22 protein-coding genes are annotated in these 20,102 nt (G+C 66.3%); 10 read left to right on the top strand and 12 right to left on the bottom strand.

Annotated elements, in window-relative coordinates:
• Positions 1-3: 3 nt before the first annotated feature.
• The 4 genes from OKW39_RS30860 to OKW39_RS30845 form a co-directional block, all read right to left on the bottom strand.
• Entirely contained in the window at positions 4-579 is a 576-nt protein-coding gene (locus OKW39_RS30860) for an ANTAR domain-containing response regulator (protein WP_090806551.1), read from the bottom strand.
• 742 nt (positions 580-1,321) lie between these two features.
• Entirely contained in the window at positions 1,322-1,591 is a 270-nt protein-coding gene (gene infA / locus OKW39_RS30855) for a translation initiation factor IF-1 (RefSeq protein ID WP_090806547.1), read from the bottom strand.
• A 144-nt stretch (positions 1,592-1,735) separates the two neighbouring features.
• Positions 1,736-2,017: a hypothetical protein gene (locus OKW39_RS30850; protein ID WP_184054546.1), complete on the bottom strand. Its 282-nt coding sequence runs from the start codon at positions 2,015-2,017 to the stop codon at positions 1,736-1,738.
• Between the two features lie 591 nt (positions 2,018-2,608).
• Positions 2,609-2,827: a hypothetical protein gene (locus tag OKW39_RS30845; protein WP_090806545.1), complete on the bottom strand. Its 219-nt coding sequence runs from the start codon at positions 2,825-2,827 to the stop codon at positions 2,609-2,611.
• A gap of 237 nt (positions 2,828-3,064) precedes the next feature.
• Here OKW39_RS30845 and OKW39_RS30840 point away from each other — a divergent pair, with 237 nt between their 5' ends.
• The 3 genes from OKW39_RS30840 to OKW39_RS30830 are packed head-to-tail and all read left to right on the top strand — an operon-like array spanning position 3,065 to position 4,223.
• On the top strand, positions 3,065-3,709 hold the full coding sequence (locus tag OKW39_RS30840; protein WP_018425410.1) for a helix-turn-helix transcriptional regulator: 645 nt from the start codon (positions 3,065-3,067) through the stop codon (positions 3,707-3,709).
• A gap of 58 nt (positions 3,710-3,767) precedes the next feature.
• Positions 3,768-4,007 carry a DUF1653 domain-containing protein gene (locus OKW39_RS30835; protein ID WP_429564389.1) on the top strand — a complete coding sequence of 80 codons (240 nt, stop codon included), beginning with the start codon at positions 3,768-3,770 and terminating at the stop codon, positions 4,005-4,007.
• Between the two features lie 21 nt (positions 4,008-4,028).
• Complete coding sequence (locus OKW39_RS30830) at positions 4,029-4,223, top strand: YqaE/Pmp3 family membrane protein (protein WP_090806541.1); 195 nt, start codon at positions 4,029-4,031, stop codon at positions 4,221-4,223.
• 54 nt (positions 4,224-4,277) lie between these two features.
• On the opposite strand, the gene OKW39_RS30825 is transcribed toward OKW39_RS30830, so the two are convergent.
• Complete coding sequence (locus OKW39_RS30825) at positions 4,278-4,586, bottom strand: 2Fe-2S iron-sulfur cluster-binding protein (protein WP_429564388.1); 309 nt, start codon at positions 4,584-4,586, stop codon at positions 4,278-4,280.
• A 305-nt stretch (positions 4,587-4,891) separates the two neighbouring features.
• Between OKW39_RS30825 and OKW39_RS30820 the strand changes: the two genes are divergently transcribed.
• Positions 4,892-5,182 carry a DUF1488 domain-containing protein gene (locus OKW39_RS30820; RefSeq protein ID WP_026226687.1) on the top strand — a complete coding sequence of 97 codons (291 nt, stop codon included), beginning with the start codon at positions 4,892-4,894 and terminating at the stop codon, positions 5,180-5,182.
• A gap of 165 nt (positions 5,183-5,347) precedes the next feature.
• On the opposite strand, the gene OKW39_RS30815 is transcribed toward OKW39_RS30820, so the two are convergent.
• From OKW39_RS30815 to OKW39_RS30785, 7 genes are all read right to left on the bottom strand, one after another.
• Positions 5,348-5,881, bottom strand: coding sequence for a cytochrome b (locus tag OKW39_RS30815; RefSeq protein WP_090810140.1), 534 nt, complete (start codon positions 5,879-5,881; stop codon positions 5,348-5,350).
• A gap of 150 nt (positions 5,882-6,031) precedes the next feature.
• Entirely contained in the window at positions 6,032-7,333 is a 1,302-nt protein-coding gene (locus OKW39_RS30810) for an NCS2 family permease (RefSeq protein WP_429363935.1), read from the bottom strand.
• 165 nt (positions 7,334-7,498) lie between these two features.
• The gene (locus tag OKW39_RS30805; RefSeq protein ID WP_429564387.1) at positions 7,499-7,993 is read right to left on the bottom strand and encodes a YaiI/YqxD family protein; all 495 of its coding nucleotides are present in this window, start codon (positions 7,991-7,993) and stop codon (positions 7,499-7,501) included.
• Between the two features lie 143 nt (positions 7,994-8,136).
• Positions 8,137-8,403, bottom strand: coding sequence for a DUF4148 domain-containing protein (locus tag OKW39_RS30800; protein WP_090806533.1), 267 nt, complete (start codon positions 8,401-8,403; stop codon positions 8,137-8,139).
• A 214-nt stretch (positions 8,404-8,617) separates the two neighbouring features.
• Complete coding sequence (locus tag OKW39_RS30795) at positions 8,618-9,388, bottom strand: slipin family protein (protein WP_090806531.1); 771 nt, start codon at positions 9,386-9,388, stop codon at positions 8,618-8,620.
• The gene (locus OKW39_RS30790; protein WP_090806529.1) at positions 9,385-11,007 is read right to left on the bottom strand and encodes an NfeD family protein; all 1,623 of its coding nucleotides are present in this window, start codon (positions 11,005-11,007) and stop codon (positions 9,385-9,387) included. The genes OKW39_RS30795 and OKW39_RS30790 overlap by 4 nt, the downstream gene beginning before the upstream one ends.
• Before the next feature lie 85 nt (positions 11,008-11,092).
• Positions 11,093-12,139 carry an AraC family transcriptional regulator gene (locus OKW39_RS30785; protein WP_184031459.1) on the bottom strand — a complete coding sequence of 349 codons (1,047 nt, stop codon included), beginning with the start codon at positions 12,137-12,139 and terminating at the stop codon, positions 11,093-11,095.
• A gap of 222 nt (positions 12,140-12,361) precedes the next feature.
• Between OKW39_RS30785 and OKW39_RS30780 the strand changes: the two genes are divergently transcribed.
• From OKW39_RS30780 to OKW39_RS30755, 6 genes are all read left to right on the top strand, one after another.
• Positions 12,362-13,495, top strand: coding sequence for an acyl-CoA dehydrogenase family protein (locus tag OKW39_RS30780; RefSeq protein ID WP_184066390.1), 1,134 nt, complete (start codon positions 12,362-12,364; stop codon positions 13,493-13,495).
• 146 nt (positions 13,496-13,641) lie between these two features.
• Complete coding sequence (locus tag OKW39_RS30775) at positions 13,642-15,333, top strand: AMP-binding protein (RefSeq protein ID WP_429333698.1); 1,692 nt, start codon at positions 13,642-13,644, stop codon at positions 15,331-15,333.
• Between the two features lie 117 nt (positions 15,334-15,450).
• Positions 15,451-16,992: a CoA-acylating methylmalonate-semialdehyde dehydrogenase gene (locus OKW39_RS30770; protein WP_184054522.1), complete on the top strand. Its 1,542-nt coding sequence runs from the start codon at positions 15,451-15,453 to the stop codon at positions 16,990-16,992.
• Positions 16,993-17,023: 31 nt separating this feature from the next.
• A complete protein-coding gene (gene mmsB / locus OKW39_RS30765; protein ID WP_429564386.1) occupies positions 17,024-17,941 on the top strand; it encodes a 3-hydroxyisobutyrate dehydrogenase in 918 nt (305 codons plus the stop codon).
• Positions 17,938-18,738, top strand: coding sequence for an enoyl-CoA hydratase (locus OKW39_RS30760; protein ID WP_429564385.1), 801 nt, complete (start codon positions 17,938-17,940; stop codon positions 18,736-18,738). The genes mmsB and OKW39_RS30760 overlap by 4 nt, the downstream gene beginning before the upstream one ends.
• Positions 18,735-19,898 (top strand): enoyl-CoA hydratase/isomerase family protein, encoded by a 1,164-nt coding sequence (locus OKW39_RS30755; protein ID WP_429564384.1) that lies wholly within the window; start codon positions 18,735-18,737, stop codon positions 19,896-19,898. The genes OKW39_RS30760 and OKW39_RS30755 overlap by 4 nt, the downstream gene beginning before the upstream one ends.
• Positions 19,899-20,102: the final 204 nt, after the last annotated feature.

Here is a 20,102-nt window from a genome sequence, read left to right as displayed (position 1 = left end):
GCATCATTTGAGCGAGCCGGCCGACGCGACGACCTCGCGCGCCACCTCGGCGAGTTTGACGCCCTGGTTCATCGCGCGTTTGCGCAGACTCGCGTAGGCGGCCGGTTCGGTGAGTTTCTGCTGATCCATGAGCAGGCGTTTCGCGCGATCGATCAGCTTGCGCTCGGCCAGTTCGTTTTCGGCCTGCGCGAGCCGCTCGCGCAATTGCGACTCCTGTGCGAAACGCGCGAGCGCGACTTCGAGAATCGGCGCGAGCCGCTCGGTCGCGAGGCCTTCGACCAGATACGCGGTGACGCCCGCGTTGACCGCTTGGCGGATCAGTTGCTGGTTCGCGTCGTGGCTGAACATCAGCACGGGGCGCGGGGCGGTCGCGTGCATCACGGCGAGCTGTTCGAGCGTATCGCGCGACGGCGACTCCGTATCGATGATGATGACGTCGGGCCGCTCGTCCTGAACCGCGCGATGCAGCGCCTGCGGCGTCGCGGTGCCGGAGAGCATTTCGCAGCCGAGACAGGCGAGCGCGTCGCGCAGATCGCCGATCGGTTTGTCGGTGTCGGTGACAAGGAGAACACGCAGCATGGAGTCGGGGGAAGGGACATCTGACTATCTGTAAAGCAATGGATATGCCAGCCTTCGCGCGACGGGGCTTGGCGAGGTGTGTGAACGCATTCGCGCGAATGGCGGGGATCGATTGGGTTTTTTGCGGGCGATCGCTGCGAATCGTCCGCGAAAGAGGTGACGCGGCCACGCCGGTCGCGCTGCACCGGCGAGGGGCATGCAGGACAGCGGACGCCCGATGCACCGAAGCGGCGCATCGCGTTCGTCGCGACCACCGGCAGACTGGTCAGCAATGACAATGACGCGCCGTAGAAGCTCAAGCCGGTCGCGTCCGCGAATCGTCGTCATCAACGGGCTGATCGAGGTCAGCAGCGGGCGCAGATGGAGCTGGAGGAGCGGGTGGTCGAGCAGGTGCGCAAAAGCGCGGGTGGGGAGGATTTGGGGGCGGTGTTTGGAGTTTAGCGAGACGCGCTGCGACGTGCGTGGTCGCCGAAGCGGCGTGCCGCCAGATTCCAATCAAGACGCCGCGCGTGTTGCGGCGTACGACGTTCGCGCATGCGCTGGAGAGCACCCCGAATGTCAGGGAAGACGTCTATTTCACGCGCTTGGGCGGCGAGGCTGACGTAGCGCGTTCAAGCAGAACGCGGAGTCGGAAGGTATGGCGCGAGTCTGTCGGGCCTCGCGCTTTCGCATGGGTTCGGGCGGGCTGCCCGCATCGCCTGCACAACATCACAGGTACGCAGGGCGGCGCCGTGACCCCTGCTTACCTCCGCCGCGCCGCGTGCCGTGGCGCACCGCCGCCACTCGCACGCTCGTCCTTGTGGCGGAAATTGATCCGCCCCTTGGTCAGGTCGTAGACCGACAATTCGAGCGTCACGCGATCGCCCGCGAGAATACGGATATGGTTCTTGCGCATGCGCCCGGACGCATAGGCGCCGACCACGACGCCGTTGTCGAGCGTCACGCGGTAGCGGCTATCCGGAAGCACTTCGTCGACGATACCGTCAAGTTCAAGCAGTTCTTCTTTCGCCATGCATAACTCCTGGTCGATGGGATAAAGGGGAAATAGGGGAAACCGGCCGCAGGCATTGCGAGCGGCGCGACTGTGGATTCGTTTGAAAAGCAGCGGCGCCCGAAAGCACGCTGAGCGACATGAGTGACGCGCCGATGACGCCGCTCAAAGATCGGTGACCGACTGACCGCTCACCTGGCCGTCGATCAGCCGTTCCGCATGCGCCATGCACGCGATGCGCGCCTTGCCCATGCCGTCGAACGGAAACAGATACTGCAGGCGAAATACCCGGCCGTCGGCCGCCGGATTGGCGCCGACGCGGCAGATGCGCACCGAAGCGTCGTAACCGGCGCCCGGATTGCGGGTCGCTGGCGCGCCCGCGGGGCGGCGCGGATAAACGAGCGGGTGAATTTCGTAACCTTTGTAGGTCTTGACTGCTGGATTCATGAGAAACATGTCCTGTATTGCGTGGTCCACGCGCCGCGTGCGGGGCGCCGCTTCCGGCAACGCTCCTTTGACGCGTCACGGTACGGACCGGCGGCGCAGCACCGATGGGCGCGCCGCGTTAAAAATGGTTGGCACAGGCCTGCTAGACCCGGCGGGCTCAATGACAATGGCTCGAGCGGTCGCGCGAAAACGCGGATTCGACCGAAAAAACGCTGAAGCGGCGCGTCAATTCGGGCGCCGGACGCATGATGCTGAACCGCTCGGTGTACTTCTCGCGACGGCGAATACGGGCGGCGCATTGCCGGAGTGACGGGATCGCAGATAAGGGCGGTCGAACAGTCGGGGGTGGTGCGGAGATGCCGGGTTGAGACTGCCTGGTGCTGCCAGTGCTATATGGGTGCGAGGTGCAACAATTGCAACATGATGCCTGAAATAGGCCTGATTGGATAGCGCAAACTTCAGCGCACGACCGGAACGCCCGACTGGCGGGGCTTCGCGGGCAGTTGGCGAAGTCGTGTCGGATGCGGGACCGATGACGGGCTCGCGAATCGCGCGAGTGGCGCGCGCGAGGCTCCTATTCGAACGCGTGCGTCAGCGCGACGTCTCGGCGACGCGCTTCCGCAATTCGCGCGCGGCCGCCAGCGGCAGGCGCGCATCGTCCCAGCCGGTCAACCATTCGACTTCCTTGGCCGTGAAGACCTGACCATGGTTGCGCAGCGCGTACTGCAGCGAATCGATGATGTGGTTGCGAATGATCTCCGGCGTGCGCTTGTCGTCGAGCACGGCGCGAAGCGCTTCGAGTGTGGCCATCGGTTGGTTCCGTTCGGTTGGGTGTCGGCGGATCAGTGTTTATCGCACGAAAAAAATGCGCTCGCGAGGTAGACAAAATTGCCGTCCGGCGTCGAGTCGCGGCGCCAGCGCGAGGCCGCTACAATGGCGGCTTCCTGAATTGCGGACCGAGCGGGCGCGCCGGCGTCCACGGCGGGCATCTGGCTTCGTCGTCATCCGCTATCGCGCGCCGCCTCCTTCGAACCTCGCGTTTTTTCCATGCGCAACCCGAACGTGTCTCCTGTCAAAGACCTGCTGCTGAAGCGCTACGCGCCGATCGCCGACGGCATCGCCGCGCTGCTCTATCCGTGCGCCGAGGTGGTGATTCACGATCTGCGCGATCAGACCATCGCGTATCTGGTGAACAATCTGTCGCGGCTCGAGGTGGGCGCGCCGTCGGTGCTCGACGACGCGCACTTCGCGGCGCGCGGCCAGACCATCGGCCCCTACGAGAAGCTGAACTGGGACGGCCGCCGCATGCGCTGCGTGAGCAACATCCTGTTCGACGACGACGGCAAGCCCGCCGGCATCCTGTGCGTGAACTTCAACATCGCGGTGTTCGAGGATGTGCGCTCGACGCTCGATCTGTTCATCAAGGGCGGCGCGATGACGGACGCGCCTGCCGACGATCTGTTCCGCGACGACTGGCAGGACCGCATCAACACGTATCTGCACACGTGGCTGCGCGACCGGCAGATCGGCATCAATGCGCTGACGCGCGAGCACAAGCGTGAAATCGTCGAGGCGCTGCACGCGCAGGGCGCGTTTCGCGGCCGCAGCTCGGCGAATTACGTGGCCGCGGTGCTGACGATGGGCCGCGCGACCGTCTACAAGATCCTGAAGCAGATGAAAGAGGGCGGCTGAGCTCAGGCGCGCCGTGCTTGAAAATGCTTCGACGACGCCCAAAATAAGGTCAAACACCATGCGCTACCAACACTACAAAGGCGGCATTTACGAGCTGGTCTGCGAGGCCACGCTCGAATCGGATCCGACGGTCACGATGATCGTCTACAAGGCGGCCAATGGAACGATCTGGACCCGTCCAGCGACGGTGTTTTTCGAGCTGGTAGAGCAGGAAGGCGTCGTGCCGCGTTTTGCGCCGCTCGACGAGTTCAGCAACGAGGCAGATGCGTCCCCCGCGGACTCACCCATGCTGCCGTAATCACAGGAACAGGAAAACCGAATGCGTCTTTTGCTTGCCATCATTCTGCCGTGGCTGCAGTTTTTCACGATCGGCCGTCCGTTTGCGGGCATCATCTGCCTGATTCTGCAAATCACGCTGATCGGCTGGGTGCCGGCGGCCATCTGGTCGGTGTATTCGCTGAGCCAGTACAACACGGACAAGAAAATCGCCCGCGCCATGGGCAACGGGCGCTAAGACACAGCGCGTGAAAGCGTCGGCGAGCGCGGCGCCAGGCCCCCACGCTCGCGCTCACCGTGCCGGTATCGCGACCGCATCCGGCACTTCGATCACCACGTCGGTTTCCGCGACCGCCACGCACGGCAGGATATAACCGTCCGCCTTTTCCTCGCGGCTCACGCCGGGCCAGTCAATCGAGTAGCGCACACGCCCGGACGTCAACCGGCACAAGCATGTTCGGCACGTGCCGTTGCGGCACGAACGCGGCAAACGCAGATTGGCGAAAGCGGCGGCTTCGAGAATCGTCAGCGAATCGGGCGCTTCGAAGCTCTGGCCGAGCGGTTCGACGCGAACCACGGGCGGGCGGGTAGGGGCGGACATCGTGCAGGTCAATGACTAGGTGCGCGACACTTTACACGGGATCGGACACCGCTTTATGCCGCGCCGCAACATCGGCGCGTCAGTCGCGCCTTCAAGAAAAAATCGGGGAAATCTTGCACCTGGCCCGAACTCGTCTAAAGTAAATCAATTCACCTCCGCGTGGCGCGAACTGACGATGCCGCGTCGAGGCGACGGCCCGCGCCGGCTGCATGGGACAAGGAGGAACGAGCGGCGGACGCGGTAGCAAGCAATCAGCGCGTGCATTACCCGAGCGCATCGTGCGCGCACTCTTCCAGGTGACTCCCATGCAGATCCAATTCCCGAACGAAGCCCCTGAATATTCAGGTCGCGAACTTACTTTGGCGTTTCCGGCAATGGTCGATGGGCAGAGGGTGGAGTGCATGATCACCGCGGAAGCGCTTGAAGATCACTTCGGCGCCGCGTCCCCCCGGCTGGAGGACATGATCGTCGCGTTCGACGCGCACCGGCCGCGCATCGAGGCCGCCACGCGCCGGCTGTTGTCGGAAACGCGCGCGCAGTGTCTCGTGCTCAGAAGCGGTTACGTGCGGTTTTACGAGGCGAACTGGCGTAACTGACCAATCTGAAATTATCGGCTGGCTACCGGTACCGAAGCTTCGGCAAGCGCGACTGCTGCCGAAGCGCGAAGTTCGGATTCACCCGTGCCGCTACCGCTGGCTGGCCTGCGCGCAAGCCGCGACCGCGTGCAATGCATCGGCGGCACGCAGCCAACTCCATTACTTTCAAATGATCCGCCGCAGCGCCCGATCCTTGAACACCACATGGTGCGCGATCGCCGCGAGCGCGTGCAGTCCGATCACCCAATAGAACACGTTGCCGAGCCACTCGTGGGCGTCCTTCAACAGCGGCCGCGCGATCGCATCCGCACGCACCAGCGTGAAGCTGATGTCCGTCCATGCGAGCGACACCGGCCGCCCGCCCGCATTGACCATCAGCATGCCGAGCAGCGGCTGGGCGAAGATGAACACATAGAGCGCGAGGTGCGCGGAGCGCCCGAGAAAAGCGAGCAGCCGATTGCTTTCGAGCTCCTCCGGCGCGCCGGCCCACAATCTCCACAGCAGCCGCAACACGGCCAGCCCGAGCACCAGCGTGCCGGCCCAAAAATGCACGCCGGTCCAGAACGCGCGGCTGTCGGAGCCGCGCGGGCCGCGGATTTCGATGGCCAGATAGGCCAGCGCGACCAGCAGAAAAATCATCCAGTGAAAGAAAATCGCGGGCTTCGTGTAGCGGTCCGTCGTGCGGTTATATGAGGACATCGAGGCTCCTGGGGTGGCGACCCGTGCCGCTGCGACCGGGTCGATCGCGACCCGGTCGGTCGCGACCCGGTCGATCATCATTCGAAACATCGGATGATAAACGGTCCCCGAACCCGACGACACATTCGACCCCCCGGCCGCGCGACCTCCTCATTCGCTGCCGAGATAGAAATACCGGAACAGGAAAATCGCCGCGATGATCCACACGACCAGCTTCACCTGGCGCGCCTGGCCCGTCAGCAGCTTGAGTCCCGCGTACGAGATGAAGCCGAACGCGACGCCGTTCGCGATCGAGTAGGTGAACGGCATCAGCAGCGCGGTCAGCGCGGCCGGCACGACTTCGGTCGCGTCGTCCCACGGCAGGTCGACCAGTTCGCGCAGCATCAGGCACGACACGTACAGCAGCGCGGGCGCGGTCGCATACGGCGGCACCACTTCGGCGAGCGGCGCGAAAAACAGCGCCGCGACGAACAGCACGGCGACCGTGATCGCGGTCATGCCGGTACGGCCGCCGGCCTGCACGCCCGATGCGCTTTCGATATACGCCGTCGTCGACGAAGTACCGAGCATCGAGCCGGCGAGAATCGCGGTGCTGTCCGCGAGCAGCGCGCGGTTCAGGCGATGCATCTTGCCTTCCACCAGCAGCCCCGCGCGGTTCGCGACGCCCATCAGCGTGCCGGTCGCATCGAACAGCTCGACGAGGAAGAACACCAGCACCACGTTCAGCACGCCGCTCGACAGCGCGCTGCGGATATCGAGCTGGAACAGCGTCGGCGCGATCGACGGCGGTGCGGACACGATGCCGTGAAACTGGTTGCCGCCAAAGAAAAAGCTCAGGATCGTCACGCCGACGATACCGATCAGGATCGCCCCGCGCACACGCATATGATCCAGCGTGACGATGCCGAAGAAGCCGACCGCCGCGAGCACGACGTGCGGGTCATGCAGATTGCCGAGCGTGACGAGCGTGGCCGAATTGCCGACCACCACGCCGGCCGACTTCAGCGAAATGATCGCGAGAAAGAGACCGATGCCGCTGGTGATCGCGATGCGGATCGAATGCGGAATGCCCTTGACGATCACCTCGCGCACGCGGAACAGCGTGACGATCAGGAACAGGCACCCGGAGATGAACACCGCGCCGAGCGCGGCCTGCCACGTGTAGCCCATGCCCTTGACGACCGTGTATGCGAAGTACGCGTTCAGGCCCATGCCGGGCGCGAGCGCGATCGGGTAGTTCGCGTACAGACCCATGATCAGCGACGCGAGCGCGGCCACGAGGCAGGTCGCGACGAACACCGCGCTCTTCGGCATGCCGGCGTCGCCGAGAATCGCCGGGTTCACGAAGATGATGTAGGCCATCGTCAGGAAAGTGGTCACGCCGGCTAGCACTTCGGTGCGCAGGTTGGTGTCGACGGCGTCGAAGCCGAAGTAGCGTTTGATCGAGTCCATGTGGCGGGTTTCCTCTCTTTCGTCGTTCAGACAGTGTTTTTGTCATCGAGGCGGTGACAGCGCGGCGCAGCAAGGCAGGCCGCGCGGCGGCGTTACGGCGGAATTGTAATCACGAACGGCAGCGCCCCGGCGCCTGTGGCGGCGCGAGCAGGCCGCCCGGGCCCGTCAGGCGGGCGGCTTGCCGTGCGACTGTGGCGCCTGCGCATCATTGCGAGGCGCCTGACGCGCGAGCCAGCGATCGAGTTCGCCAGCAAACGCCTTGCCATCGCGCGCGCTGAAGGCGGCCGGCCCGCCCGTGTCGACGCCGCTCGAGCGCAACTGGTCGAGCATCGAGCGCATGCGCAGCCGTTCTTCGATCGTTCCGGGCGTGTACCAGTTGCCGCGCGGATCGAGCGCGTGGGCATTTTTTGCCAGCACGGCGGCGGCGAGCGGGATGTCGGCGGTGATCACGAGGTCGCCCGCGACGACGCGCTCGACGATCAACTGATCGGCGGCGTCGAAGCCGGCCGGCACCTGGATCGCGCGGATCAGCGGCGACGGCGGCACGCGCAGGAACGAATTGGCGACCAGCGTCAGCGGCATGCCGGTCCGGCGCGCCGCGCGATACAGCATGTCCTTGACGACGGCCGGGCAGGCGTCGGCATCGACCCAGATTGGCATGGTGCGGGTTCCGGCTGTGTGCGGCTGGTTTGCTGCGTGGGGGATGGAGGGACCGGATGATACCTTGGCGCGACGCAAGCCTTGCCATGCCGCTCGCGGCGGGCGGCATTCAGGCTGCTGCGACTACGCCAGCCGCGACCGCTTTACTGCACGGCCGTCCGGGCGTTGCCTTGCTGCTGCTCGCGGTGTTGCGCGACGATGCGGCTCGCGCGCTGCGCGTTCTCCGGATAGTCGATCCAGTCGAACGGATCGTAGCCGGCGGCGAGCCATTCCGCGAGGTCAGCGCGGACCTGGGCGCGCGTTTTCGGCGCCGACGGGTCGGCGGGCTGCGTCACCGCTTGCGCGTAGACGGTGCTGATACCCACGGCGGCCAACAGCGCGCCGAGTCCAATGCGGGAAGACAGTTTCATGGCGAGCTCCTGCGGAGCGGAAAAACAGCCGGACCTGGTGGTTTTTCGGTGCGCCGGGTAAGGCGGTACAAGCAACGCACCACTTCTGCCGGCAAATCGAACCCGCCGCGAGCCTCGTTCGCCACCTCAGCGCAAGCAACGCGCAAGCGGGCGGGTATGCCGAAACGTCGACGCTAATCCGCGCCGAATGGATGTCCTGACAAATATCGTCCTATCACGCCGATGGCTTGTTGAAGCGTTCCAGCCCCGCACTCACGAGGTCGATCGGCAGCGGAAACACGATCGTCGAGTTCTTGTCGGCGGCGATCGTCACCAGCGTCTGCAGATAGCGCAACTGCATCGCCTGCGGTTGCCGCGCGAGCGTCTGGGCCGCCTCCAGCAACTGCTTCGATGCCTGCAACTCGCCTTCCGCGTGAATCACCTTCGCGCGCCGTTCGCGCTCGGCTTCGGCCTGACGCGCAATCGCGCGGATCATCGTTTCATTGATATCGACGTGCTTGATCTCGACGATCGATACCTTGATGCCCCACGCGTCGGTTTGCGAGTCGAGCACTTTCTGGATGTCGGTGTTCAACTGCTCGCGCTCCGACAGCAGCTGGTCGAGGTCGTGCTTGCCGAGCACCGCGCGCAGCGTCGTCTGCGCCAGCTGGCTGGTCGCCTCGAAGTAGCGCGCGACCTGGATCACCGCCTTCTCCGGATCGACGACGCGGAAATACACGACCGCGTTGACCTTGACCGATACGTTGTCGCGCGTGATCACGTCTTGCGTCGGCACGTCGAACACGATGGTGCGCAAATCCATGCGCACCGCCTGCTGCACGATCGGAATGATCAATACGAGCCCGGGCCCCTTGACCTTCCAGAAGCGGCCGAGCATGAACACGACGCCGCGTTCGTACTCGCGAAAAATCCGCACCGACGACGCAATCAGCACGACCACGAGCAGGATCAGGATGCTGCCGAAGCCGAATGTGAAGCCGATCATGAGCGTTCTCCTTGTAAGGCGTCGACCGACGTGACGGGCACCACGGTCAGTGTGAGGCCGTTGCGCGCCGTCACGCGCACGCTCTGACCCGGTGCTGCCGGCGTGGTGCTCGAGACGCGCCAGCGCTCGCCGTGCACGCGCGCCCAGCCGGCCAGCGGGCCGCCCGCCGCGTGTTCGGGTTCAGGCAGCAAGCCGCCGTCCAGCACCACGCCGAGGCAGCCGATCAGCGCCTCCGAGCCCGTCACCACGGGCCGCCGCCGCGCGCGCAGCGCGAGCCGCGACACGCCGAGCACGAACGCGACGCTGAACACGACGACCGCGGCGATCAGCGGCAGCGGGATGCCATAGCCGGGCACGCCGGTATCCATCAGCATCGTTGCGCCGACCACGAACGCGACTACGCCGCCGAAGCCGAGCGAGCCGAAGGTCGGCAGGAACGCTTCGCCGATCAGGAAGGCAATGCCGAGAAAGATCAGCCCGAGGCCGACGTAGCTGATGGGCAGCATCTGCATCGCGAACAGGCCGAGCAGCAGGCTGATCGCGCCGACTACGCCGGGCAGCACGAAGCCCGGATTGGCGAATTCGAAGAAAAGGCCATACATGCCGAGCATCAGCAGAATCAGCGCGACGCTCGGATCGGTGATCACGGCGAGAAAGCGGCTGCGCCAGTCGGGTTCGAGCGTGATCAGCGGCGCATGCGCGGTGTGCAGCGTGACGCTGCCCGCGCTCGTGACGTACGTGCGGCCGTCCACCTGGCGCAGCAGGTCCGGCACGTCGCGCGCGACGATATCGACGACGTGCTGCGCGAGCGCTTCCTCATCGGACAGGCTCACCGCTTCGCGGACCGCGCGCTCGGCCCACTCGGCGTTGCGGCCGCGCATCTGCGCGAGGCCGCGGATGTAGGCGGCGGCATCGTGAACCTGCTTGCGCAGTTCGGTCGATTGGGTGTCGAGCGGCAGAGCGCTGGCGGCTTCGGATGATGCGCCGGGTGACGCAGGCGCGGACGCGCCGCCAGGCAGCGTGCGCATGTGCGGCAGTCCCGGCGTGCCAGGGGTGGCTGGCGTTGCCGGCGGGCCGCCGGCGGGCGGCTCGTTGCCGCCGATGCCCATCTGGATCGGCGTCGCGGCGCCGAGATTGGTGCCCGGCGCCATCGCCGCGATATGGCTCGCGTAGACGATGTAGGTGCCGGCGCTGGCCGCGCGCGCGCCGCTCGGCGCGACGAAGGTCGCGACCGGCACCGGCGAGGCGAGGATCGCCTTGATGATCTGCCGCATCGACGTATCGAGGCCGCCGGGCGTGTCGAGTTGCAGGACCGCGAGCTGTGCACGCTGGCTGGCCGCGCGCTGCAAGCCCCGCACGATGAAATCGGCGGTGGCCGGTCCGATCGCGCCATTCACCGGAATCACGACGACGCTGTTGGCGGTCGCGGCGGCGACGTTCGCCGCGCTCGCCGCATTGGCCGCTTGCAGCGGCGCCAGCGCTTCGCGCGTCGCGAAGCCGAACGCGCATAGCACGCCGAGCACGGCGATGCCGCGCATCAAACGGCCCACGATGCCGCCGCGGATAAGCGGCCTGCGCGGACCGGACTGCCGGAGCGGGAGACGCGGAGTCGTGTTCATCGCTGACGGCCGTCGCGCCAGCCGGTGCGAACCGGCGGCGCGGGCCCCTACCCTCGATCAAGGCTGGCCTGTTGCCGCTTAAAGCTTAGTCCGATTCGGCGCGTCGCGTGAGATCGAGCCCCGCGGCCCGGGCCGGCCGGTAGTCGGTCGGGCGCATGCCGGTCCATTTGCGGAACGCGCGATGAAACGCGCTCGGCTCCGCGAAGCCGACGGCGTTGGCGATATCGGCGATGGTGCGCTGCGTGCGCTGCAGTTCGGCGATCGCGATGTCGCGCCGCAGCGCGTCCTTGATTGACTGATACGTGTGGCCCTCCTGCTTCAGGTGCCGCCGCATCGTCGCCTCGGCGACGTGCAGGCGCGCGGCCATCTGATCGGCCGCGGGCCAGCCCGACATCGGCAGCGCGCGCAGCGTCTTGCGCACGCGCGCGGCGAGCGAACCCGGATTGCGGTACTTGACGATGAAGCTGCCCGGCGCATCGCGCAGAAACGGCCGCGCCGAGCGCGAAGTCTGGATCACCGGCAGTTCCAGAAACGCAGGGTCGAGATCGACGGACGACTCGGGCTCGTCGAAATACATGTCTTCGCAGAACATCAGCCGGTATTCGTGCGCGGCCGGCGGCGCGGCGCAGCGAAAGCGCGCTTCGAGCAACGGAATGCGCCGGCCGACGAGCCAGCACACGAGCCCGTACACGAGGATGAAATACGTCGCGTAAGCGAACATCGCCGGCTTGCGCGTGCCCGCGCGCTCGACGAACTTCAGGCGCACGCGCTGCGCGTCGGTGTCGATCGTCGCGCCGAGATCGTCGAGCACGAGCCGCATGAAGCCGACCGCGCGCGCAAGCGCCTGCGCGCCGTTGCGCGCGCCCAGCGCCGTCTGCGTCATCGCGATGAAGCTGCCGCTTTTCATCGGATGCGAGTCCTGGCCGAAGAATTCGTCGTCGAGCGCGCGTGCGATGCCGGCCCACAGCGCACCGTATTGCGCCGACGATACGCGGCTTTTCGGCGACGCGAGCATCGCCGCGGCAATGCCGGCCGCTTCGGCGAGCGCTCGCGCGTCGAGGCCGCGCGCCGTCGCGAGCGCGAGCGTTTCCTCGACGAGACTGACGGAGATCGTGCCTTTGTCGCTTTTCATCGGGATTCGGCTTTTCTGGCAAAAGCGCTCAGCATAGGCTGGATCGTGGTTCATGAAGCCCCCTGAAATGGCGAGGCTCCATGCACGTGCATGGTAGCAGTATGGCAAAAGCGCTCAGCAAGAATGAGCGGAGCGAGCATCGAACGGCGCGGGCCGCTTGCCTACACTTGCCGCATCACAGCGATCGCCAGCACGGCCGTCAGCACCAACGAGGACGCAGTCATGGACAGCTTCTACACCGACGAACAACGGATGATCCGCGACGCCGCGCGCGACTTCGCGACCGAATGCCTCGCGCCGCACGCGGCGCAATGGGATCGCGACGCGCAACTGCCGGCCGGGGTCGTCGCGCAACTGGGCGAACTCGGCTTTCTGGGCATGATGGTGCCGGCCGAGTGGGGCGGCTCCTACACCGATTACGTCGCCTATGCGCTCGCGCTGGAAGAGATCGCGGCCGGTTGCGCCGCCTGCGCGACGCTGATGAGCGTGCACAACTCGGTCGGCTGCGCGCCGATCCTGAACTTCGGCAGCGCCGCGCAGAAAGACCGCTATCTGCGCGAGCTCGCTATCGGTCGGACGATCGGCGCGTTTTGCCTGACCGAGCCGCAGGCGGGCTCCGAGGCGAACAATCTGCGCACCCGCGCGCAGCGGCGCGACGGGCAGTGGATTCTGAACGGCAGCAAGCAGTTCGTGACCAACGGTGCGCGTGCCGGTCTCGCAATCGTGTTCGCGGTCACCGATCCCGAGCGCGGTAAGCGCGGCCTGTCCGCCTTCATCGTGCCGACCTCGACGCCGGGTTTCGACGTCGGCCGGCCGGAGCACAAGCTCGGCATTCGCGCGTCCGACACCTGTCCGATCTCGCTCGATCAGTGCGCGGTGCCCGAGGCCAATCTGCTCGGCGAGCCGGGCGAGGGTCTGCGCATCGCGCTGTCGAATCTCGAAGGCGGACGCATCGGCATCGCCGCGCAGGCAGTCGGCATTGCGCGCGCCGCGTTCGACGCCGCGCGCCGCTACGCGAACGAGCGCGAACAGTTCGGCAAGCCGCTGAAAGACCACCAGACGATCGCGAATATGCTTGCCGACATGGCGACGCGCCTGAATGCCGCGCGCCTGCTCGTACATCACGCGGCACGGCTGCGCTCGGCGGGGCGGCCGTGTCTGTCGGAGGCGTCGCAGGCGAAGCTTTTCGCGTCGGAGCTTGCGGAGGAGATCTGTTCGAACGCGATCCAGATTCATGGCGGCTACGGCTATCTGGAGGACTATGCGGTCGAACGCCACTATCGGGATGCACGGATCACGCAGATTTACGAAGGGACGAGCGAAGTGCAGCGGATGGTGATCGCGCGCCATGTTTGAGGGCGGCGTTTGAGCGCACAATAGCCTGGCCGTGGATGCTCGCCTGGATCACCGCGGCGAAAATAACCGAGCGCGCCCCGCGCCACTACGTTGCATGAGACCGAAGTAAGCGCTAAAGCGCTAACTCTGGTCGACAGGAGACGACGATGACAGCAGCGAAAGCCTTTCTCGAAGCGCGCGATCTGCTAGTGCGCCATCGCACCGACTACGAGCGCGCGTACCGCGAATTCGCGTGGCCCGCGCTCGGCGAGTTCAACTGGGCGCTCGACTACTTCGACGCGATCGCGCATGACAACGACAACCCCGCGCTGTGGATCGTCGACGATCCTTCCAGCGACGGCCTGCGTCTGTCGTACGCGCAGATGTCGGAGCGCTCGTCGCGGATGGCGAACTTTCTGCGCGGCGCGGGCGTCGGCCGCGGCGACCGTGTGCTGCTGATGCTGCCGAACCGCGTCGAGCTATGGGACGTCATGCTCGCCGCGATGAAGCTCGGCGCGATCGTGCTGCCCGCCACCACGCAGCTATCCGCCGAGGACGTGCGCGACCGCGTGCAGATCGGCGGCGCGAAGTTCGTCGTGGTCGACAGCGCGGAGCTGGGCAAATTCGATGCGCTCGACGTGCCGCTCACCCGCCTGTCGGTCGGTGCGCCGCGCGACGGCTGGATCGATGTTGCCGCCGCGTACGAGGCTTCGCCGCATTTCACGCCGGATGGTGTCACCCACGCCAGCGATCCGCTGTTGCTGTACTTCACGTCCGGCACCACCTCGAAGCCGAAGCTGGTCGAGCATACGCACCAGAGCTATCCGGTCGGGCATCTGTCGACGATGTACTGGATCGGCCTGCAACCCGGCGACATCCATTGGAACATCAGCTCGCCGGGCTGGGCCAAGCACGCGTGGAGCTGCTTCTTCGCGCCGTGGAACGCGCAGGCCTGCGTGTTCGTGTTCAACGTCCCGCGCTTCGTGCCGAAAGACACACTCGCCGCGCTCGTGCGCTTCAACGTCACCACGCTGTGCGCGCCGCCGACCGTCTGGCGCATGCTCGTGCAGGAGCCGCTCGGCGACTATCCGGTGAAGCTGCGCGAAATCGTCGGCGCCGGCGAGCCGCTGAATCCGGAGGTCATCGAGCGCGTCAGGCACGCGTGGGGCATTACGATTCGCGATGGCTACGGCCAGACCGAAACGACCTGCCAGATCGGCAATTCGCCGGGCCAGCCGGTCGTGGCCGGCTCGATGGGGCGTCCGTTGCCGGGCTACCGGGTCGAGCTGCTCGACGCCGACGACCAACCGGTCGGCGAAGGCGAAATCGCGCTGCCGCTTGCCGAACGGCCGCTCGGCCTGATGACGGGTTACGCGAACAACGCCAACGCGACCGCGCAGTCGATGCGCAACGGCCTCTATCGCACCTCGGATGTCGCGCTGCGTCGCGACGACGGCTACTACGTGTACGTCGGCCGCTCGGACGACGTGTTCAAGTCGTCCGACTATCGCCTGAGTCCGTTCGAACTCGAAAGCGTGCTGATCGAACACGAGGCGATCGGCGAGGCGGCCGTCGTGCCGAGCGCGGACGCGTTGCGTCTGGCGGTGCCGAAGGCGTTCGTCACCGTGCGTCACGGCTACGAAGCCGGTCCCGAACTCGCGCGCGCGGTGTTCGCGTTCTCGCGTGAAAAACTCGCGCCGTACAAGCGGATTCGCCGTCTGCAATTCAGTGAACTGCCGAAGACGATCTCCGGCAAGATCCGCCGCGTCGAATTGCGGCGCCGCGAAATGGAGCGCGCAGCCGAGCCCGCGCGTCTGCCGGACGAGTATTGGGAAGAGGATTTTCCCGACTTGCGGTGACTGTCTTTATTCCTCGCCATTGCTGGTTTGCCGCCCCGGTTTGAATCGCACGCGTTGAATTCGAGCTTCGGATTCGACGCGTCGGGGCACTGTTTTCTAAATCACAGGAGTTTCAGCATGAGCACCCTTGCTTCGAACGAGACCGGCCGCGACGTTGCCGGCGCCGTGGCCACCGTCAAACTGCTGATCAACGGCGAGTTCGTCGAATCGAAGACGACCGAGTGGCGCGACATCGTGAACCCGGCCACGCAGGCGGTCCTCGCGCGCGTGCCGTTCGCGACCGTCGCGGAAGTCGACGCGGCGGTGCGCAGCGCGCACGCCGCGTTCAAAACGTGGAAGGACACGCCGATCGGCGCGCGCATGCGCATCATGCTGAAGTACCAGGCGCTGATTCGCGAGCATATGCCGCGCATCGCGAAGACGCTGTCGGCCGAGCAGGGCAAGACGATTCCCGATGCCGAGGGCGACATCTTCCGCGGTCTGGAAGTCGTCGAGCACGCGTGTTCGATCGGCACGTTGCAGCAGGGGGAGTTCGCCGAGAACGTCGCCGGTGGTGTGGACACCTACACGCTGCGCCAGCCGCTCGGCGTATGCGTCGGCATCACGCCGTTCAATTTCCCCGCGATGATCCCGCTGTGGATGTTCCCGATGGCGCTCGTGTGCGGCAATACCTTCGTGTTGAAGCCATCCGAGCAGGACCCGCTGTCGACGATGCAGCTCGTCGAACTGGCGCTCGAAGCCGGCGTGCCGAAGGGCGTGCTGAACGTCGTGCACGGCGGCAAGGAAGTCGTCGATGCGCTGTGCACGCATGAACTGGTGAAGGCGATTTCGTTCGTCGGCTCGACGGCGGTCGGCACGCACGTGTATCGCCTCGGCAGCGAACACGGCAAGCGAGTGCAGTCGATGATGGGCGCGAAGAACCACGCGGTCGTGCTGCCCGACGCGAATCGCGAACAGACCCTCAACGCGCTCGCCGGCGCCGCGTTCGGCGCGGCCGGTCAGCGCTGCATGGCGAGTTCGGTGGCGGTGCTGGTCGGTGCCGCGCGCGAGTGGCTGCCCGAACTCGTCGCGAAGGCGAAGACGCTGAAGGTCAACGCGGGTCACGAGCCGGGCACCGATGTCGGGCCGGTCGTGTCGCGCGCCGCGAAGCAGCGCATTCTCGGTCTGATCGACGCGGGCGTGAAAGAGGGCGCGACGCTCGTGCTCGACGGCCGCGATGTGAACGTGCACGGCTACGAGCAGGGCAACTTCATCGGCCCGACGGTGTTCACCGACGTGACGGCCGACATGGAAATCTACCGCACCGAAATTTTCGGGCCGGTGCTCGCGGTGCTGAACGTGGCGACGCTCGACGACGCGATCGCGCTCGTCAACGCGAACCCGTTTGGCAACGGCGTTGGCCTCTTCACGCAAAGCGGCGCGGCGGCGCGCAAGTTCCAGAGCGAGATCGATATCGGCCAGGTCGGCATCAACATTCCGATCCCGGTGCCGGTGCCGTTTTTCAGCTTCACCGGTTCGCGCGGCTCGAAGCTTGGCGATCTCGGTCCCTATGGCAAGCAGGTCGTGCAGTTTTACACGCAGACCAAGACGGTCACCGCGCGCTGGTTCGACGACGACACCGTCAACGATGGCGTCAACACGACGATCCGCCTGCGTTGAAGGCACTGAGGGCACACCCGGAGACGACACCATGAAAATAGGCTTTATCGGACTCGGCAATATGGGCGCGCCGATGGCGCTGAACCTGCTGAAGGCGGGCCACGCGCTCAACGTGTTCGACCTCAGCGCGCAAGCTGTGCGCACGCTCGTCGACGCGGGCGCGCAGCCGGCCCGCTCACCGCAAGCCGCCGCGAGCGAGGTCGAATGCGTGATCACGATGCTGCCCGCCGCGGCTCACGTGCGCAGCGTGCTCGTCGCGGACGATGGCGTTCTCGCCGGCATCGCGCCGGGCGTGCCGATCATCGATTCGAGCACGATCGATCCCGCCAGCGTGAAAGCGTTTGCCGAACTCGCCGCGGCTCATGGCAACAACTTCGTCGACGCCCCGGTCTCGGGCGGCACCGGCGGCGCGGCGGCGGGCACGCTGACCTTCATGGTCGGCGGCAGTGCGAGCGCGTACGAGCAGGTCAAGACAGTGCTGTCGGCGATGGGAAAAAACATCGTGCATTGCGGCGACACCGGCACGGGCCAGGTCGCGAAGATCTGCAACAACCTGGTGCTCGGCATCTCGATGGCGGGCGTCGCCGAGGCGATGTCGCTCGGCGAGGCGCTCGGTATCGACACGAAGGTGCTCGGTAGCATCATTAATACGTCGACCGGGCGCTGCTGGAGTTCGGACACGTATAACCCGATGCCGGGCGTGATCGAGACCGCGCCGTCCTCGCGCGGCTATACCGGCGGCTTCGGCACCGACCTGATGCTGAAAGACCTCGGCCTCGCCACCGATGCCGCGCGCGGCGTGCGTCAACCGGTCTATCTCGGCGCGCTCGCGCAGCAGCTCTATCAAACGATGAGCGCGAACGGCGCGGGGCGCCTGGACTTTTCGGCGGTGATCAAGCTGTATCGCTCGCGTGAGCGCGGCGCTAACGGCCAGGGAGGCACGCAATGATCGACCTCGATTACGCACATGACGGCGCCGTTGCTTTGATCACGTTGAAACGGCCCCCCGCGAACGCTTTCACGCCTGACGGTCTGCTGCAATTGCAACGCACCGTCGAGCAGTTGAACGCCGATGCGCGCGTGCGCGCGCTCGTGATCACCGGCGACGGTCCGAAGTTTTTCAGCGCGGGCGCCGATCTGAACACGTTCGCCGACGGCAGTCGCGAAGTCGCGCGCACCGCGGCCGCGCGTTTCGGCGCGGCCTTCGAATCGCTGCAGAACGCGCGGCCCGTCGTCATCGCGGCGCTCAACGGCTTTGCGATGGGCGGCGGTCTCGAATGCGCGCTCGCCTGCGATATCCGCATCGCCGAGCAGCATGCGGTGCTGGCGCTCCCCGAGACGGCGGTCGGTCTGCTGCCATGCGGCTGCGGCACGCAGACGCTGCCGTGGCTCGTCGGCGAAGGCTGGGCCAAGCGGATGATTCTGACCGGCGAGCGCGTCGATGCGGCGACCGCGCTCAGCATCGGTCTCGTCGAAGAAGTGGTGGAGCGCGGCGCCGCGCGTGAAGCCGCGTTGAACATGGCGCAGCGCGTCACCGGTTTGAGCCCGCAGGCGGTCAGCTTCAGCAAGGCGCTGATCCATCAGGCGCGGCATGGCGTGCCGCGGGCCGCCGCGCTCGCGCTTGAACGCGAGCGCTTCGTCGATCTGTTCGATGGCGCCGATCAGCGCGAGGGCGTCAACGCGTTCCTCGAAAAACGCGCGCCGCGCTGGGAGACGAGCCGTGCATCGCGGGAGACGCAGCGATGAGCACTTTGCGCGGCTTTGCGGTCGAAATGCGCGCCGCGACGAACCCGCAAGCCGAACCCGACGTGCTGTTTCGCGTCGTCAACCGCGTGGCGATCATCACGCTGAACCGGCCTGCCGCGCTCAACGCGCTGTCGCACGCGATGGTGCGCGAACTCGCGGTGCTGGTCGAGCATTGCCGCACCGATGCCGGGATCGTCGCGCTGGTGCTGAAGGGCGCTGGCGACAAGGGCTTTTGCGCGGGCGGCGACGTGCGTGAGGTACATCGGCTCGCGACGCAGGGCGACCCACGCTGGCTCGCGTTCTTCGTCGACGAATACCGGCTCGATTACGCGTTGCACACGTTTCCGAAGCCGGTGGTCGCGCTGCTCGACGGCATCGCGATAGGCGGCGGCATGGGCCTCGGCCAGGCGGCGCGGCTGCGCATCGTGACCGAACGCAGCCGCATCGCGATGCCGGAGACGCGCATCGGCTTCGTGCCCGACGTCGGCGCGAGCCGCTTTCTGAGCGTGATGCCGGCCGAGCTTGCGCTGTATGTCGGGCTGACCGGCGCGACGCTAGCGGGCGCCGACGCGATGCGCCTGCAACTGGCCGACCTGTGCGTGCCGGCCGACTGGCTCGCGAGCTTCGAGGAACGTTTGCAGCGCATGTCGCACGACGGCGAGCGCATCGACGCGCTGCGCGCCGTGTTCGAGCCGCCGTGCAATATCGTGCCGCACGCGCCGCTCGGCGCGCTGACGCAACTGATCCTGCGCCACTTCGACCGGCGTTCGGGCGTCGAGCGCATCGTCGCGACACTGCGTCAGGATCTCGAACGCGAACCGCCGCGCGAGGTGCGGCAATGGCTGCAAGCGACCTACGACGCACTGACCGCCCATTCGCCGACGATGCTGCACGTGACGCGCGAAGCGCTGCTGCGCGGCCGGCAGATGACGCTTGCCGATTGCTTCCGGATGGAGCTCGGCATCGTGAAGCGCTCGATCGAGGAAGGCGATTTCCGCGAGGGCGTGCGCGCGCAACTGATCGACAAGGACCGTCGGCCGCGCTGGTCACCGGCGACGCTCGCCGATGTGCAACCCGAGCGCGTGCGGCATTTCCTGAGTTCGCCGTGGCATGGCGACGCGCATCCACTGGCGGCGCTGGGCGCGGAGCATGGCGACTGACTTGCGCGGCGTATCGCATGCCGCGCGGGGCGCGCGGCCCGGCGCACCCGCGCCCGCCCTTAGGTCTGCTTGGCATGTCCCGCCCATCAGCCGCCGGCGCCAATTGTGGTCTGGCGGACACAGACTACGCGCGCCAATTGACATCTTTCCGGGCGCAATCTTAGATAGATAGTTCAGCCCCGTCCCGACCGGCAAAGCCTCCTC

The sequence above is a fragment of the Paraburkholderia sp. MM6662-R1 genome (assembly GCF_050436245.1).
Taxonomy (GTDB): Bacteria; Pseudomonadota; Gammaproteobacteria; order Burkholderiales; family Burkholderiaceae; genus Paraburkholderia; species Paraburkholderia tuberum.
The sequence above is the reverse complement of the archived record's forward strand: the minus strand, read 5'-3'. Positions and strand labels throughout refer to the sequence as shown.